The sequence below is a fragment of the Curtobacterium sp. MWU13-2055 genome, assembly GCF_023242305.1.
Classification (GTDB): domain Bacteria; phylum Actinomycetota; class Actinomycetes; order Actinomycetales; family Microbacteriaceae; genus Curtobacterium.
The window spans coordinates 122,694-136,386 of the sequence record NZ_JALLIO010000001.1; the positions used below are offsets into that span (position 1 = coordinate 122,694).

The 13,693-nt window shown below is 72.3% G+C and carries 13 protein-coding genes; 2 read left to right on the forward strand and 11 right to left on the reverse strand.

Translation table 11 applies throughout. The features are described from left to right. Positions 1 to 55: 55 nt before the first annotated feature. The 7 genes from M4960_RS00555 to M4960_RS00585 all read right to left on the reverse strand — a co-directional run bounded on the left by M4960_RS00555 (position 56) and on the right by M4960_RS00585 (position 7,923). Positions 56 to 1,648: a DUF4832 domain-containing protein gene (locus M4960_RS00555; protein ID WP_248703226.1), complete on the reverse strand. Its 1,593-nt coding sequence runs from the start codon at positions 1,646 to 1,648 to the stop codon at positions 56 to 58. Between the two features lie 261 nt (positions 1,649 to 1,909). Next, complete coding sequence (locus M4960_RS00560) at positions 1,910 to 2,692, reverse strand: ABC transporter ATP-binding protein (RefSeq protein ID WP_248703227.1); 783 nt, start codon at positions 2,690 to 2,692, stop codon at positions 1,910 to 1,912. Beyond that, positions 2,689 to 3,507, reverse strand: coding sequence for an ABC transporter ATP-binding protein (locus M4960_RS00565; protein ID WP_248703228.1), 819 nt, complete (start codon positions 3,505 to 3,507; stop codon positions 2,689 to 2,691). The genes M4960_RS00560 and M4960_RS00565 overlap by 4 nt, the downstream gene beginning before the upstream one ends. Beyond that, the gene (locus M4960_RS00570; protein ID WP_131920004.1) at positions 3,504 to 4,391 is read right to left on the reverse strand and encodes an ABC transporter permease; all 888 of its coding nucleotides are present in this window, start codon (positions 4,389 to 4,391) and stop codon (positions 3,504 to 3,506) included. The genes M4960_RS00565 and M4960_RS00570 overlap by 4 nt, the downstream gene beginning before the upstream one ends. Next, positions 4,388 to 5,341 carry an ABC transporter permease gene (locus M4960_RS00575; RefSeq protein WP_123294257.1) on the reverse strand — a complete coding sequence of 318 codons (954 nt, stop codon included), beginning with the start codon at positions 5,339 to 5,341 and terminating at the stop codon, positions 4,388 to 4,390. Before M4960_RS00575 ends, M4960_RS00570 begins: the two co-directional genes overlap by 4 nt. Positions 5,342 to 5,369: 28 nt before the next feature. After that, positions 5,370 to 6,923 (reverse strand): ABC transporter substrate-binding protein, encoded by a 1,554-nt coding sequence (locus tag M4960_RS00580; protein WP_133937063.1) that lies wholly within the window; start codon positions 6,921 to 6,923, stop codon positions 5,370 to 5,372. 58 nt (positions 6,924 to 6,981) lie between these two features. Further along, a complete protein-coding gene (locus M4960_RS00585; protein ID WP_194672582.1) occupies positions 6,982 to 7,923 on the reverse strand; it encodes an alpha/beta fold hydrolase in 942 nt (313 codons plus the stop codon). Positions 7,924 to 7,988: 65 nt separating this feature from the next. On the opposite strand from M4960_RS00585, the gene M4960_RS00590 reads away from it, so the two are divergent. Both M4960_RS00590 and M4960_RS00595 read left to right on the forward strand, forming a co-directional pair. After that, positions 7,989 to 8,906, forward strand: a complete 918-nt coding sequence (locus tag M4960_RS00590; RefSeq protein ID WP_248703229.1) for a siderophore-interacting protein — start codon at positions 7,989 to 7,991, stop codon at positions 8,904 to 8,906. Positions 8,907 to 8,962: 56 nt separating this feature from the next. Next, a complete protein-coding gene (locus M4960_RS00595) occupies positions 8,963 to 9,730 on the forward strand; it encodes an ABC transporter ATP-binding protein (protein WP_248703230.1) in 768 nt (255 codons plus the stop codon). Between the two features lie 511 nt (positions 9,731 to 10,241). On the opposite strand, the gene M4960_RS00600 is transcribed toward M4960_RS00595, so the two are convergent. Genes M4960_RS00600 through M4960_RS00615 form a run of 4 tightly spaced genes read right to left on the reverse strand, consistent with a single transcriptional unit; the run spans position 10,242 to position 13,674 of the window. Beyond that, positions 10,242 to 10,610, reverse strand: a complete 369-nt coding sequence (locus tag M4960_RS00600; protein WP_123294261.1) for a Fe-S oxidoreductase — start codon at positions 10,608 to 10,610, stop codon at positions 10,242 to 10,244. 2 nt (positions 10,611 to 10,612) lie between these two features. Beyond that, entirely contained in the window at positions 10,613 to 12,016 is a 1,404-nt protein-coding gene (locus tag M4960_RS00605; RefSeq protein ID WP_123671673.1) for an NAD(P)/FAD-dependent oxidoreductase, read from the reverse strand. Between the two features lie 55 nt (positions 12,017 to 12,071). Continuing rightward, positions 12,072 to 12,893, reverse strand: coding sequence for an arginase family protein (locus M4960_RS00610; protein WP_123339765.1), 822 nt, complete (start codon positions 12,891 to 12,893; stop codon positions 12,072 to 12,074). Positions 12,894 to 12,948: 55 nt separating this feature from the next. Then, entirely contained in the window at positions 12,949 to 13,674 is a 726-nt protein-coding gene (locus tag M4960_RS00615) for a PspA/IM30 family protein (protein WP_123294264.1), read from the reverse strand. Positions 13,675 to 13,693: the final 19 nt, after the last annotated feature.

Consider the following 13,693-nt stretch of genomic DNA (forward strand, 5'->3'; position numbering starts at 1 on the left):
TGGAGGCCCGGTGCCGGTCTCGTGGACCGGCACCGGGCCTCCAGGCAGGCGCGTCTCAGGCGATGGTGACGTCGCCGACGACCAGCCAGCCCGCCTGCTGCGTGCCCTGCGCACCGAGCTCGATGCCGGGGGCGTTGCCCGCGGTGGTGTCGACGATCGCGATGCCCCACCGGTACGCACCCGCCGCGACGCCGGCCAGCGACGGACGGAACGCGTACGACGTCGGGGAGCCCTTCAACCACGTCGACGGGTCGGACGCGGTGTCCACGAACGTCCCGGCCACGCTGCCGTCCGCATGGAGCAACGCGACCGCCGCCTTGTACTTGCCGTTCCACACCGGCAGGTTGTCGGGCAGGTAGCCCCAACCCGTGTTCGTCCACTCGTGCGTGACGTCGACCGTCGCGCCGGCGGACGCCGAACCGGGCACGACCACGCGCGACGGGTGCAGGCGGTAGCCGCCCTCGGCGTCGAACCGCTGCGTCAACGGGAAGGTCTGCGCCGCGAACCACGACAGGGCCTCGCCGTTCCGCAGGTCCATCATGTTCACGTGCGCCTCGACCGAGTCGTCGAACTCGCCCTGACGGACGTCGGCGGTCGTCACGTACCCGCGCGGGTCCTGCGTGACGTCGTGCTGGGCGGTGACCCACCCGCCCTCCATGATGATCGGCCGCCGGTACCGCCACTTCGCGGCCATCGACTTCTCCCAGTCCGCGTAGTACGTGGTCATGCCGAAGGCGTCGTGGCGCAGGACGTAGCCCTTCTCGTACGCACCGTCGAGCATCCGCTCGCTCTCGGGGTCCGGGGTGCCCCAGTCCTTCGGACCCCCGATCATCCGGTGGTAGTTCAACGCCAGCGGCACCCGGGTGAAGTGCTCCTGGTACAGGTCGATGATCCAGTCGAACACCGGCTCGCGGTTCGCGGCGTCCTGGTAGAGCATCGAGTGGCCCTCACCCCACTTGCCGAGCCCGTACCCGTCGATGAAGTCCGTCGTGGCCGGGTCGTCGTACTGCTTGCCGAAGGCCGCGACGAACGCGGCGTACTTCGCCTGGAACACCGGGTCGTCCGGGTACGGACTCCACACGGTCTTGCTGCCGGTCTGCGTCTCGTACCCGGCGGCCCCGGCGGCACGCACCCACGCGGGCGTGAAGTCCGACGACTTGTCGCGACTGTCCACCACGACGCGGAAGGCCAGCCGCAGCCCACGGCGACGGGCCTCGGCGAGGATGCCCGCGAACGCCGCGTTCGTGTCCCAGCCGTACACGCCCTCGGACGGCTCGAGGATCGTCCACGAGACCCGCATGTACATGACCGAGGCGTGGTCGGACACCGTGACCGTGGTGCCGTCGGGCAGTGGGACGTCGTCGTACTGCGTCCAGTAGTTCGCGGGCGGTGCCGACGAGCCGTACAGCGCCCAGCCGTTGAGCGGGTTCCGCAGGACCGTGGTGGTGTCGGCGGCGAACTCCCGCTCGACCGCTGCGGCGAGGTGCGGGCGACCGGGGTGGCCGGGGCCGGCGGGGCCTGTGCCGGGGTGGGCGCGGCCGTGGGCGCTCGCCGGTGTGCTGCCGAGCACCCCGCTCGCTGCCGATGCGGTGGCGACGATGCCGAGTCCGAGTGCCGTGCGCCTGGTGATGTCGTGCGACTTGCTCATGCGTTCTCCCCTTCGAGAAGCGATCGGTGCAGGTCGATCGTCCCGGCGTCCCGCTCAGTGGGCAAGGAGTCCCGCCCAGTCGAACAGGAGTCGCACACCCCTGGCGACGCGGAACGACACGCACGATGTCGTACGACGTCGATGTTGTCGTCGGTGCGCGCGTGCAACTGTTGCGGGCGACCTGGAACGACACACTCGATGTCGTACGACGGCGATGTTGTCGTTCCGAGTCAGAGCCGCCCGCCCCGCCCCGCCCCGCCGCTACGGCAGCGTCGGCGCAGCCTCCACCAGCGCCCGCGTCACCGGGTGCTCCGGCGCATCGAGCAGCGACACCGGCCCGTGTTCCACGATGCGTCCCGCCGACATCACGGCCACGGTGTCGCACAGCCGCTGGACCACACCGATGTCGTGCGACACCAGGACCATGGTCAGCCCGAGGTCGTCGGCGAGCGAGCGGAACAGCTCGATGACCCGTGCCCGCACCACCACGTCGAGGGCGCTCATCGGCTCGTCGCCGAACAGGATCCGCGGCCCGTGCACCACGGCCCGGGCGATCGCGATGCGCTGCCGCTGCCCACCGGAGAACTCGTGCGGGTACCGGTCGACAGCATCCGCCGGCAGGTCGACCCGATCCAGCACGTCGCGCACCAGCACCCGGTGGTCCCCGTCGATCCGGAGCGCCCGCAGCGGTTCACCGACGATCGCGCCGACGCGCATCCGCGGGTCGAGGGACGCGTACGGGTCCTGGAACACCACCCCGGTCTCGCGACGGAACCAGCGCATCGCGGCCGCGGAACCGGACGCCACCACCGGACGACCGGAGGCGGTCACGGAACCGGCGGAAGGTGCCTCCAGGCCGGCGAGCAGCCGCACCAGGGTGGACTTGCCGGATCCCGATTCGCCGACGATCCCGAGTCGCTGGCCGGGGGCGACCGTCAGGTCGACGCCGTCGACGGCGGTGCGGACGGGGCCCGGTTCGAAGGGCCCGCGGCGGGGGAGCCGGTAGGTGCGGTGCAGCCCGACCCCGTCGAGGATGGCGGTCATGCGGAGCCTCCGGACGGACGGGCACGACGGGCGGTGGCGCGCGCGGCGTCGACGAGCGCGACGGTCGCAGGGTGCTGCGGCGCGGCGAGCAGGGACGCGACCGAGCCCTGCTCGACGACCCGTCCGCCGTCGAGCACGACGGCGGTGTCGGCGATCCGCGCGAGCACGGCGAGGTCGTGCGTGACGAAGACCATGCCCGCCGGTAGCCCTTCGAAGAGGTCGAGGATCCGTGCCTCGGTCGTGACGTCGAGCGCCGTGGTCGGCTCGTCGGCGACGAGGTACGCGGGCTGCCCGGCCATCGCCATCGCGATGCAGATCCGCTGTCGCTGCCCGCCGGACAGCTGGTGCGGGTACTGCCGCAGCAGCGACTCCGGGTCCGGCAGTCCGACGTCCGCCGCCAGGGTGGTCGCCGCGACGCGTGCCGCCCGCCGGTCGAGTCCGCGGTGCAGGCGCAGCGGCTCCGCGATCTGCGCGCCGACGCGGCGCAGCGGGTCGAGGGCGGTGCCGGGCTCCTGGAACACCATGCCGATGCCGGATCCGCGGTGCTTCGCACGCTCCCGATCGGGCAGGCCGACGAGTTCGGTGCCGTCCAGGCGGATGCTGCCGGTGACGGTCGCGCCGGCGGGCTCCAGGCCCATCAGGGCGAGCGAGGTCATGGACTTGCCGGATCCGGATGCGCCGATCACGCCCACGCGTTCGCCGGGAGGCACGGTGAACGTCACGTCGTCGAGGATCGTCCGCCCCGCGATGCGGACGGAGAGCCCCACCACCGCGAGCCCGTCGGTGTCGCTGCGGCTGTGGCTGCGGTCGGTCATGCGGTCACCCCCGGGGTGGTCGGGGCCGGGTCGGTGCGGCGGTCGCCGCCCGCTGCGCGGTCGTTCGTCGTCAGCCGTGGGTCGGTGGCGTCGCGGATCGCGTCACCGAGCAGGGAGAGCGCCGCGACGACCAGCGCGATCGCGGCTCCCGGCCAGGTGGCGCTCCACGGGTGCACGCCGATGTAGGTCTGCAGGTCGGAGAGCAGGTTGCCCCACGACGCCGTGTCCGACCCGGCGCCGTAGCCCAGGTACGACAGACCGGCCTCGGCGAGGACCGCGGTGGCCATCGCGAGCGAGAGCTGCACGGTGAACAGCGGCGCGGCGTTCGGCACCAGGTGGCGGAACAGCACCCCGACACCACCGACACCGGAGGCCCGGGCCGCGGTGACGTAGTCGCTGCGGGCGATTCGGCGAATCTCGCCGCGGGCGACCCGAGCGATCGTGACGCCGAAGGACAGTCCGACGCTCACGATGACGACCCCGAGCGACCCGCCGAACACCGCGGTCAGCAGCATCGCGGTCAGCAGGGTCGGGAACGCCACCAGGATGTCGAGCAGGACGGCCGTGCCCTCGCGCACCCAGCGGGCGGTGAGCGACCCGATCGCGGTCAGGACGATGCCGACGACGCTGGCGATCACCCCGGCCCCGACGGCGACGAGCACGGTGGTGCGGGTGCCGGCGAGCAGGTAGCTCGCGATGTCGCGACCGGCGGCGTCGGTGCCGAACCAGTGCGCGGCGCTCGGGCCCTCCCACTGCTGGAACGGATCGGCGCGGAACGGGTCCTGCGGCGTCCACACGAGCGACACCGCGGCGAGCACCACGAGCAGGCCGAGCACGACGACGGCGAAGACCCCGGTGGGGCGGGAGAGCAGGCGGTGGATCATCCGGACACCTCGCGTTGGCGTGGGTCGAGGGCGCGGTGCACGACGTCGACGGCGAAGCCGACCAGCAGCACGAGCCCGGTGAGCACGAGCAGCTCGGACTGCACCTTGGTGACGTCGCGGCGACCGACGTCGGTCACGAGCATGCGACCGACCCCGGGCAGCGAGAACAGCTGCTCGACGACGACGGCCCCGACCAGCAGCCCGGCGATCTGCACCCCGAGCACGGCGAGCACGGTGAGCGCGACCGAGGGCAGCCCGTGCCGGAGCAACGCCTGCGTGCGCGTCAGCCCGATCGCGGCCGCGGTGCGGACGTGGTCGGCGTCGAGCACCGACAGCGTCGCGGACCGGGTGAAGCGCAGGATGACGGCACCCTCGACCGCGCCGATGGTCAGGGCGGGCAGCACGAGCGACGCGAACGCACGCCCCGGCTCGGACCAGCCGTCGAGCGGGAAGCCCTGCGTCGGCAGCCAGTGCAGCGTGACGGCGAACAGCGCGACGAGCAGCATGCCGGCCCAGACGACCGGGATCGCGGCGACGGCCTGCGCCACGAACCCGATCACGGCGCCGCCCGGTCGACGGCGGAGCACCGCGGCGACGACCCCGAGGGGGACGCCGACCACGAGCGCGGTGACGAGTGACATGCCCGCGAGCGGCAGCGTGATCGCCAGCTTCTGCGCGATCTCCGGCGCGACCTGCCCGTTGGTCACCAGGGACCGGCCGAGGTCGCCGCGGAACACCCCGCCGATCCAGTCGAGGTACTGCACCACGACGGGCCGGTCGAGGCCGAGCTGCTGCCGGAGCTGCTCGACCTGCGCCGGGGTCGACTGGGTGCCGGCGACGACCTGTGCGACGTCGCCGGGCAGCACCCGCAGGGTCGCGAAGATGATGACGCTCGCGACGAGCAGCCCGACGACGAACAGCAGCAGCCTGCCGACCAGGAACCGGGTCACGTGCTCGGAGCTCCGGGCGCGGGTCGTCTCACTTGACGGCGAGCTTCGACAGGTCGAGTCGTGAGTTGCCGCCGTCGACCGGGAAGCCCGTCACGCCGGTGCGCACGGCGGTGATCTCGGTGGCCGTGTAGAGCCACTCGCCGGCGGCGTCCTCGCTCACGATCTTCGCGGCCTTCCGCAGGGCGTCGACCTTGGCGTCCTCGTCGGTGGCCGCGATCGACTCGGCGTACAGCGACTGCACCTCGGCGTTGTCGTACCCGAAGTAGTAGTCGGGGTTCGCCCAGTTGCCGAAGTCCCGGGCCTCGACGTGGTCCACCATCGACAGGTCGAAGTCGCGCTCACCCGACTTCGGCGCCTGGAACACCGTCGACAGCCAGGTCGCGAAGTCGACGCGCTTGACGGTCAGGGTGATCCCGACGTCGGCGAGCTGCGACTTGAGCACGTCGCCGATGGTCGCCGGGTAGATGTTCGCGTACGTCAGCGTGAGCTTGAGGTTCTCCTGACCGGCGGCGGCGAGGAGCTGCTTCGCGTTGTCGGGGTCGTACGCGTCGATGTCGGTCAGGTCCTCGTACCCGGGGTCGAGCTCCGGGATCGGGCCGCCCTGCTCGACGCCCGTGCCACCGATGGCCTTGATGAGCGCCTTCGGGTCGATCGCCTGACGGATCGCCTGGCGCACCTTCTTGTCGGTGAACGGCGCCTTCTGGTCGTTGAACGCGAGCGTGTACTTGTCGGTCGTCTTGCCGGAGTGCAGCGCGATGTCCGAGTTGCCGTCGAGCTGGCTCTTGAGTGTTCCGTCGACCGGGTTGAGGACGTCGAGGTCGCCGTTCGCCATGGCGTTGACTGCCGTCGACGGGTCGGTGATGTACCGGAAGACGATCTTCGCGACCTTCGCCTTCGTGCCCCAGTAGTCGTCGTTGCGGTCGAAGGTGAGCGAGTCGCCCTGCTTCCAGCTCGCGACCTCGTACGGGCCGGTGCCGTTCGCGGTGTCCGACAGGTCGTTCGTCGCGGCCTTCTCGAGCACCAGGCCGGAGCGGCCGGTCAGGTTCCAGAGCAGGTCCGAGTCGGGCTTCGCCAGCTTGAGCTCGACCACGCCGGTCGACGGGGACGTGATCGAGGTGACGCCCGCGAGCTTGGCGGAGTCGACGTAGGTCTCGTTCGACTTGACCTGCTCGAGCGACCAGACGACGTCGGCCGCGGTGACGTCCTTGCCGTCCTGGAAGGTGATGCCGTCGCGCAACGTGAACGTGTACGTCAGGCCGTCGTCGGAGACCTCGTGCTCGGAGGCCAGCACGTCGCGGATGTCGCCGTCGGCGGTCCGGCCGACGAGCCCCTGGTACACGTTGTCGATGAGCACCTGGTCGAGCGCTGCACCGGACTGCGTGCGGATGTCGAGGCTGGTCGGTTCGAGCACCAGGCCGACGCGGACGGTGGCGTCGGCGCCGCCGTCCTCGTTCGACGAGCCGGAGCAGCCGGTCAGCGCGAGGGCGGAGACGACGGCGACCGCGGTGGCGGCGAGGGCAGCTCGTCCGAGGCGCGTGGTGCGCGCAGCCCGGGCGGTACGGCGGGACAGGAGCGGACTCATGGGGTGTGGGTTCCTTCCGGACGCGAGGGCGATGGTCACAGCTCGCGCTCGCACGAGGTTACCGGGGGCCGGTACGGTCCCGCGACGGTTCATCGATCCGGTGCAACAATCCGTGACGTGCGGCCCATGCCCGGATCGCCGAAGCCAGTTCGAGGGGCGCCTGGTTCTGCACCGCGTGCCGTGCGGTGACCGTCACGATCTCGGCGTCCGGCAGCCGCTCGGCGAACGCGGCGTGCAGCTTCGGGGACACGTACCCGCGGTCGCCCCGGACGAGCAGGATCGGTACGCGCAGGGCCTCGAGGTCGGGCCACGCATCGGCGAAGCGCCCCACCGACGACGTGCGGCCGGCGGGCAGGTGCGGGAAGTGGTGGCGCCGCACGAGCGCTCCGTCGTCACCGAGCCGCGTGGTGTGGCGCGCCTCACGCAGCAGCACGTGCCGGTCGTCGCCGACGCGTGCCTCGATCGCCCGGTCGACGACCTGGTCCAGGGTGGCGAACGGCTCCTCGGCCTCGAGCGCGCGGGCGATCCGGTCGACCGCCCGCTGCGCGAAGTCCGGCGACATGTCGACGAGCACGAGCCCGGTCACCCGCTCCGGTGCCGTGGCCGCGAGTCGTGCCGACAGGATCGCGCCGAGCGAGTGCCCGACGACGATCCCCGGCGGGACCTCCAGGGCGTCGAGCGCCGCGAGCACGGTCGGCGCCGTCACGGACGCCCCGTAGTCCGCGTCGTCCCGCCACGACGACCGCCCGTGGCCGGGCAGGTCGAGGGCGACCGCCGGCTCGCCGACGGCGAGCGCGGTCTGGTCGAAGCTGTGGGCGTCGATGCCGAGCCCGTGCAGGTAGGTGATCCGGGCCTCCCGGTCGCCCCACCGGATGGCGGACGTCTCCTGCCCGTCATCGGTGCGGACCACCTGCCTGGAGGCGCGGAGCGGCTCCGTCACGCCGCTCGCACGGGCGAGGGCGGCCAGGTCTGCGAATTCGTCGTCGGGGGCATCGGGCACGGAAGCGATCTTCGCACCGTCCGGGAGTCTGGAGACGTTAGGTAAGGCATGCCATACTCGGATCCGTGGCAACCCGGTACCGCGTCTTCTCCGTCCGTGTGGCAGCGGTCACGTCGCTCACCCCGCACTTCGTCCGGGTGACGCTGACGGGCGATGCCCTGGCGGACTTCTCCTCGGTCGGGCTCGACCAGCGGATCAAGGTCGTCCTGCCGCTCGACGGTGTGGGGTTCTCCGAACTGCCCGAGGACGACGACTGGTACGCCGCCTGGCGTGCGCTGCCGGACGCGGAACGCAACCCGCTGCGCACCTACACCGTCCGCTCGTTCCGGCCAGACGCCCGTGAGCTCGACATCGACTTCGTCGCACACGGTGACGCCGGACCCGCATCCCGGTGGGTGTCGTCCTGCCGTGTCGGCGACGAACTCCGGATCGTCGGACCCCGCGTGCCGGAGTCGCCCGAGGACCTGCCGACCGGTGCCGCCGAGTTCGCACCCGGGCACGCGAACCGCATCCTGCTCGCCGGGGACGAGACCGCCGCCCCGGCCATCTGCGCCATCCTCGAGGCGCTCGACGTCTCGACCGTCGGACACGTCTTCATCGAGGTGCCGACCGACGCCGACCGGCTGCCCGTGAGCGCGCCCGCCGGGGTCGAGGTCCGCTGGATCGCCCGGAACGGTGCGACCCACGGCGTCCGCATGACCGACCAGGTGCACGCGTGGGCGTCGACGGTCGTCGCCGGTGCTGCACCTGTCGCCGCGGGTCCCGCCTGTGGCGACGCCGTCGAGCTGGCGGACGTCGACGTCGACGAGCAGGTCCTCTGGGACGTGCCGGCCACCGAGGAGTCGCGCCCCGTCTACGCCTGGATCGCGGGCGAGGCCGGCTGCGTCAAGGAGCTCCGACGGCACCTGGTGCGCGGGGTCGGCATCGACCGCAAGCAGGTCGCGTTCATGGGGTACTGGCGGCACGGCAAGGCCGAGAACTGAACGCCGCAGCCGGACTGCCGACCAGCGCGGTCGGGGTCCCGACGACCGCGCTCGGCGTGCGTGGGCTGACGCTCGCCTACGACGACCGCATCGTGGTGGACGGGCTCGACGTGGACGTCCCCGACGGTGAACTGACCGTCATCGTCGGCCCGAACGCGTGCGGCAAGTCGACGCTGCTGAAGTCCTTCGCGCGCACCCTCAAGCCCCGAGCCGGCACGGTGTACCTCGACGGGGCGCCGATCGACTCCTACCGCCCGAAGGCCGTGGCCCGGCGGGTCGGCATGCTGCCCCAGACGCCGATCGCACCGGACGGCATCACCGTGCGCGACCTGGTCTCCCGCGGGCGGTTCCCGCACCAGGACCTGCTGCACCCGTCGTCCGGGTCCGACCGGCGCGCGGTGCAGGCAGCGCTCGAGCAGACGTCGACGGTGGAGCTGGCGGACCGGAGCGTCGACGAGCTCTCCGGCGGGCAGCGGCAGCGGGTGTGGATCGCGATGGTCCTGGCACAGGAGACCGACATCGTGCTGCTCGACGAGCCGACGACGTTCCTCGACATCGCACACCAGTACGACGTGCTCGAGCTGGCCTCCGCCCTGCACGCCGCGGGTCGGACGGTCGTCGCGGTGCTGCACGACCTGAACCAGGCGGCGCGGTACGCCACCCACGTCATCGCGATGCGCAGCGGGTCGATCGTCGCTGCCGGACCCCCGGCCGCGGTGCTGACGGCCGACCTCGTCGAGGACGTCTTCGGCCTGCCGTGCGTGGTCGTCCCCGACCCCGAGACCGGCACGCCCCTCATCGTCCCCCGTCGTCCCGCCGCCTGACCCGCCCGCCCGCGCCCGCGCCCGCGCACCCCGAGGTTCCGAGATCTCGGCATCTCGCGCCGCATCCGGGCCGTCCGTGGAACCTCGGCGCAACGCACGCGGCATGTCGTGGAACCTCGGCGGCAGGGGTGGAGGGCGTCTGAGCGGGCGCGTGCCGTCGGCCACGGCCGGTGCGACCGACGGTCAGCGACCGCTCGGCGCCGCCCCGGCGGAGTGTCGCGACCGATCAGCGCTCCTCAGCCGGGCAGGTAGGCCGGACCACGGCGGACGGGAGGCCCGTGGCGGCCGTGATCCGTGCCTCCCGTCCGCCGTTCGGTCACGTCTCGTCGCCCGCCGGCCCCCACCGAAGTCACGCCGCGCCGAGCGTTCCGCGCCGAGTGGTCGCAGACAGTCGGATGCGGCCGGAGCCGCCGACGGTCTGCGACCACTCGGCGCCGACCCGACGGGGTGTCGTGACCGATCGGCACACGGCGGCGCAGCACAGGGGAAAAGCGCCGCGCACGGGCACCCGTCAGCGGTAGCCGCCGTCCTCCAGCCCCGCCTCGACCTCGAAGCGGTTGCGGAGCGGGTCTCGGCCGGCGACGGCGTACAGCACGGGCATGAGCATGCCGTACCTCCGCCACTGCTCGACGTGCACCCGCTCGTGCCGCAGCACCCGGGGCCCGTCGTTGTCCCGGGTCAGGTACACCGAACCCACGCAGGTGCCACCACGACGGAACACCCACCGCGGCAGCCCCGAGCAGACGACGAGCCCATCGACCACGCGGACGCGGCCGGTCGACAGCGGCACGCCGATCGCCAGGCCCACCGCCGTGGCGAACAGCCAGCCCACCCGCGACACGGGGGAGTCGAGCAGCGCCCGGCGTGCCAGTCCGCGCATGCTCAGGCCGGGCGACCGTAGGTCTCGAGCAGCCGGAGCCAGATCTCGTTCATCGTCGGGTAGGCCGGCACCGCGTGCCAGAGGCGGTCGACGGGTACCTCGCCGACGACGGCGATCGTTGCCGCGTGCAGCATCTCGGCGACGTCCTGGCCGACGAAGGTGACGCCCACGACGACCCCGCGGTCCTCGTCGACGACCATCTTGGCGCGGCCGGTGTAGCCGTCGGCCTGCAGGGCGGAACCCGCGACGCCGCCGAGGTCGTACTCCACGGCACGGACGTTCAGCCCCTGCTCTCGTGCGGCCTTCTCGGTCAGGCCGACGCTCGCGACCTCGGGGTCGGTGAACGTGACCTGGGGGACCGCGGCGTGGTCGGCGGTCGCGACGTGTGCGCCCCACGGTTCGGTGTGCAGCGGCGTGCCCTGGTGCCGGGCGGCGATCGCCTCGCCGGCCGCGCGGGCCTGGTACTTGCCCTGGTGGGTGAGGAGGGCGCGGTGGTTGGCGTCGCCGACGGCGTACAGCCAGTCGGTGCCGTGCACGAGCATCGTGTCGTCGACCTCGAGCCAGTCGCCGGCGGTGAGCCCGACGGACTCGAGGCCGAGGTCGGCGGTGTGCGGGGTGCGGCCGGTGGCGGCCAGCACCTCGCTCGTGATGACGGTGGTGTCGTCGTCGAGTGTGGTGGTGACGAGCCCGTGCTCGTCGCGGTCGACCCGCACGGGGTTCACGCCGGTGCGGACGTCGACGCCGAGCTCGCGGAGGGCATCGGTGACGAGTTCGCCGGCGAACGGCTCCATGCCGCCGAGTAGTCCGTGCCGGGCGACGAGGGTGACCTTCGCGCCGAGCGATGCCCAGGCGGTGGCGAGCTCGGAGCCGGCGACACCGCCGCCGATCACGAGCAGGCTCTCCGGCACCTGCTGGGCGCTGGTGCCCTCGCGGGTGCCCCACGGCTTCGCCTCGGCGAGTCCCGGCACGTCGGGCAGCGCGTGCAGCGAACCGGTCACGACGGCGACGGCGGCACGGGCGGTGTGCGTCTCGCCGCCGACCTCGATCGTCTTCTCGCCGGTGATGCGGGCGTGGCCGCGGATCAGGGCGATGTCGGCGGACTCGAGCCAGGACACCTGGCCGTCGTCCTTCCAGTCCGAGGTGAACGAGTTGCGGCGCGCGAGCACGTGGGCGGCGTCGAGTTCGCCGGTGACGGCCTGCTTCGCGCCGTCGAGCCGCTTGGCCGCTGCCAGGGCGTGGCCGCTGCGCAGCAGTGCCTTCGACGGCATGCACGCCCAGTAGGAGCACTCGCCGCCGACCAGTTCGGACTCCACGATCGCGACCGCCAGGCCGCGCTTGTGGGCGTAGTCCGCCACGTTCTCGCCGACTGCGCCGGCGCCGATCACGATGAGGTCGTAGTCCGTCATGAGGCCGAGCGTACGCGGACCGGCATGGGGTGCGCCCGGCGCGCCGGGTCGGTTCTCAGGCCACCCGGGAGGCGCTGGTCAACGCCCCGACGACGCGCAGGATCACGCCGAGGTCGTCCACTGCACGCTCCGGGTCGACGGGAGCGAAGCCGGTGAGCGCGGCGCCGGCAAGGCGGCGGCCGCGGGTCGCGGCCTGGATCCGCTCGACCAGTCCCGCGCCGTCGAGTCCGAACGGCACCGGCTCGAGCAGGCCGTCGACCTCGGACGGGTCGAGGACGTCGAGGTCGACGTGCACGAACACCGAGGTCGCTCCGGTGGCGTCGACGGCGGCGGCGAGGGCGTCCGGGGTGGCGGCGTCGACGTCGAGTCGGGTGATCCCGGCACGGTCGAGTGCGGCGTCCTCGGCGTCGTCGAGCCCACGGACGCCCGCGACCACGACCGACGAGGCGGGGAGCACCGGCAGCGCGGGGAACAGCTCGTCGGCGCGGTCGACCAGGATCCGCAGGGCCGCGGTCTCGGCGGCGACGGGCTGGGCGCGGTTGAGTGCGCGGTACCCGCTGGACCCGGCGATGCGGACGAACGCGGTGTCCGGGCCGAGGCCGACGGTCGCACCGAGGACGCTCGCACCGTCCCCGCCGACGACGAGGACGGGTTCGCTCGCGACGCCGGTCTCCTCGGCCACGCGGTCGGCGACGGCGAGCACGGAGGTGTAGCGGGCGACGGCCGTCTCGAGCCGGTCGCCCGCGCCGGCGGGGACGTCGACCACGGTGGTGGACGCACGGGGGAGGTCGGCCGCGATCGCGGTCGCTCCGTCCCCGAGGCGCATCGCGCGCGACGACGCCGAACCCTGCCACTGACCGACCACGAGGAACTGCATCGTCTCAGTCTGTCAGCTGGGGTCCGGCGTCGTCCGGGAAGGTCGTCCGGGAACGTCAGAGGCTCGACGAGCCGCCGGACTTCAGCGCGGCGAGTCGTGCCTCGACCTCGGCGTCCTTGCCGACGTCCTCGAGGCTCTCGAACTGCGCGTCGAGGCTCGACGACTGCAGTTCCTGCTGCCCGAGGACCTTGGCCTCTTCACGACGGACCTTCTCCTCGAAGCGACCGAGGTCGCTCGTCGGGTCGAGCACGTCGATGTTGCCGAGGGCGTCGTTGACCTTGGACTGCGCCTCGGCCGTCTTCGAGCGGGCGACGAGGTTGTCGCGCTTCGCACGGAGCTCCTCGAGCTTCTGCTCCATGCCGGCGAGCCCGGTCTTGAGCTTCTCGACCGCTTCGTTCTGCGAGGCGAGGTTCGGCTCGGCGTCCTTGACCTCCTGCTCGGCCGCGATCTGCTTGCCGATCGCGATCTTGGCGAGGTTGTCGAACTTGTCCGCCTCGGCCGTCTTGCCCTCGGCGCGGTACTTGTCCGCGGCGGTGGAGGCGTTGGCGGCCTTCTGGCCCCACTCGGACGAGGCGCGCTTGTCCTCTTCGTGGTCCTGCTCGAGCAGCCGCACGTTGCCGATCGTCTGCGCGATCGCCGTCTTCGCGTCGGCGATGTTGTTCGTGTAGTCACGCACGAGCTGGTCCAGCATCTTCTGCGGGTCCTCGGCGTTGTCGATGAGCTGGTTGATGTTCGCCCGCACGAGGGTGGAGATGCGGCCGAAGATCGTCTGCTTTGCCATTGCTGTTCCCTTTCCTGGA

Coding starts and splice junctions, on each gene's coding strand:
- M4960_RS00555 (WP_248703226.1), bottom strand. CDS start 1,648: ATGAGCAAGTCGCACGACATCACCAGGCGCACGGCACTCGGACTCGGC.
- M4960_RS00560 (WP_248703227.1), bottom strand. CDS start 2,692: ATGACCGCCATCCTCGACGGGGTCGGGCTGCACCGCACCTACCGGCTC.
- M4960_RS00565 (WP_248703228.1), bottom strand. CDS start 3,507: ATGACCGACCGCAGCCACAGCCGCAGCGACACCGACGGGCTCGCGGTG.
- M4960_RS00570 (WP_131920004.1), bottom strand. CDS start 4,391: ATGATCCACCGCCTGCTCTCCCGCCCCACCGGGGTCTTCGCCGTCGTC.
- M4960_RS00580 (WP_133937063.1), bottom strand. CDS start 6,923: ATGAGTCCGCTCCTGTCCCGCCGTACCGCCCGGGCTGCGCGCACCACG.
- M4960_RS00600 (WP_123294261.1), bottom strand. CDS start 10,610: ATGCGCGGACTGGCACGCCGGGCGCTGCTCGACTCCCCCGTGTCGCGG.
- M4960_RS00605 (WP_123671673.1), bottom strand. CDS start 12,016: ATGACGGACTACGACCTCATCGTGATCGGCGCCGGCGCAGTCGGCGAG.
- M4960_RS00610 (WP_123339765.1), bottom strand. CDS start 12,893: ATGCAGTTCCTCGTGGTCGGTCAGTGGCAGGGTTCGGCGTCGTCGCGC.
- M4960_RS00615 (WP_123294264.1), bottom strand. CDS start 13,674: ATGGCAAAGCAGACGATCTTCGGCCGCATCTCCACCCTCGTGCGGGCG.